This is a genomic window from Spiroplasma sp. hy2, assembly GCF_044714365.1.
GTDB lineage: Bacteria > Bacillota_I > Bacilli_A > Mycoplasmatales > Mycoplasmataceae > Spiroplasma > Spiroplasma phoeniceum.
The window spans coordinates 1-2,084 of sequence record NZ_RXFZ02000172.1 but is presented as its reverse complement, the minus strand read 5'-3'; the positions used below and the strand labels follow the sequence as shown (position 1 = coordinate 2,084).

Below are 2,084 nucleotides of genomic sequence, written 5' to 3'. Positions count from 1 at the left end.
TTAATTATTTACCTCCATATATTAAAAATATACCTAATTTTAGGTATATTTTATAAATATCAAGAGTTTTCGACAAAATTAAAGAGAGTTTTCGACAAAATTAAAGCAACGAATTAAAAGAAAGAACTTAATAATTTGAAAAATATTCCATTAATTCTTACTTTTTTTGGATTATTCATTTATAATTAATGAAGTTGAAATGAAAAAATTAATAGAAAAAGAGTGGTCCCTTGAATGGTTAAATATTTATTTAAAAGTCGTGATAACGTCCTCTAATTTTTTAAAAAAGTAAGTTAAAAAAGAAAAGTTTTTTAAACCCTACACTAAAAAGCAATAATATGATAAATACCATAAAGCAAAGGATGTGATAATAAAAATGACAAATAAATTACGAAATTGAAAAATAATAATAATTCAGGGAATCTTGATGGGAGCACTATTTTCATTTATTCCATTTGCAATTTTTGATAAATTTGGTTTAACAAAAATTTGATTCTTCTTATTAGTTCCCACTGCAATGTTCTTTTTTACCCCATTATGGGCTAAAGTTAAAAAGAAAAAGAGTAATATCTTTATCCTTCAAATTAATAGTTTTTTTCTTTTTATTTTTCTCTCGTTATTAATGACTGTTAATTTTTTTGATAATAATTTAATTATTTATTTTTATCCCTTACTCCTTTTTTGTACAGGAATGTTTGTTGCTGGAATGGTTCCTTTTTCAATGGAAATTATCCGTAGTTATACCCGTGAACATCAGTTAAAAACAAACCCTAGTCTTTATTTTATTTTAGGAAGTGTTGTTACAATTATAATTCCTTTTTTAATACAATACTTTTTAACAGAATTAACAGCTAAAATTTCCTTACAAGGATATTTTAGTCTATTGGCATTAATTAACTTTAGTTTAATTTTTTTCAACCATGATATTCAAACAGAAGAAATTACTTTTAAAATTAATCCTAATAGTTGAAAAGTACTCCAAAAAAACAAACAATTTTGAAGTTATTTATATTCATCAAGTTTTTTATACAGTATTAATGAAGTATTTGGTTACATTCTTCCTATTTTAATTTTTAATAACACCGCAATTATGATTATAGTGATGGGTAGTTTATATGTTATTCGAAAAATAAGTTATTTATTTGGATATTTCCTAAAAATAAACAATAATAATATTAAACACCAAATTATTTGTAATACAATTATTGCTATAATTGCCATTGCATTATTATTAGGATTAACAATTGCCTTCTTCCCCTTTCAAACCCAATTATCGCATATTTTATATTTAACAATTGGTTTAGGTGGAAGTCAAATCTTAATAGGATGTTGTCTTGGGCATTTAAGTCGTATTCAAAAAAATAATATAATTAATTTAGTTGGAACTGAGCATTTAACCTTAGGTTTAATGATTGAACATGTCTTCGGGCATGCTATCTTTAGTTTATTGTTAGGTATTATTATTATTCCAGTAATAATTACTTTTTCTACAAATATATTAACTTATATAATTATTTATAGTATTATCATTGGAATGTTATTTTTAAGTTTTATTTTTATTTTTAATAAACTACCAGTAAAAAGAATAGGGTCTTAGGTTTTAATATATAAATTATAAGAAAAGATATCTTATATAAGATATCTTTTTAATGTTAAGAAAAAAGAAATTTATTAAAAAATACTCTTGTTTTTTCTTAAAAAAGTTATAAATGGAATAAGCAGTTGCATTATGTAAAAATTCAAAAAAGAAAGGAAAAATAAGTATTAAAATATGAAAAAAATATTAACTATTTTAGGGATATTTGGTTCGTCAGCAATAAGTACAACATCTTTACTTGCTTGTAATACATTTAATGGTAATAAGCTTAATACGAGTGAAAATAATAAAATTATTAAAACTTTAAAAGAAAAAATTAATACTACATTATTAGATAATATTGAAGATAGCACAAAGGAAAAACAAAGTATTAAAGCAGAACTTTAATTTTGTCGAAAACTCTTGATGAAATAAAAAAAATCATCAATATGACAATTTGAAAACTAATTTTGTGTAAGATTATGATTTTGCTTTAAATTTTTTAAAW

Annotated in this window: 2 protein-coding genes; both read left to right on the top strand. The window is 22.2% G+C overall.

Features of this window, described 5'->3' with window-relative positions:
- Nucleotides 1-376: 376 nt before the first annotated feature.
- The gene (locus EHV01_RS04995; RefSeq protein ID WP_422066492.1) at nt 377-1,597 is read left to right on the top strand and encodes a hypothetical protein; all 1,221 of its coding nucleotides are present in this window, start codon (nt 377-379) and stop codon (nt 1,595-1,597) included.
- A gap of 174 nt (nt 1,598-1,771) precedes the next feature.
- Complete coding sequence (locus EHV01_RS04990; RefSeq protein WP_422066491.1) at nt 1,772-1,984, top strand: hypothetical protein; 213 nt, start codon at nt 1,772-1,774, stop codon at nt 1,982-1,984.
- The last annotated feature ends 100 nt before the right edge of the window (nt 1,985-2,084 follow it).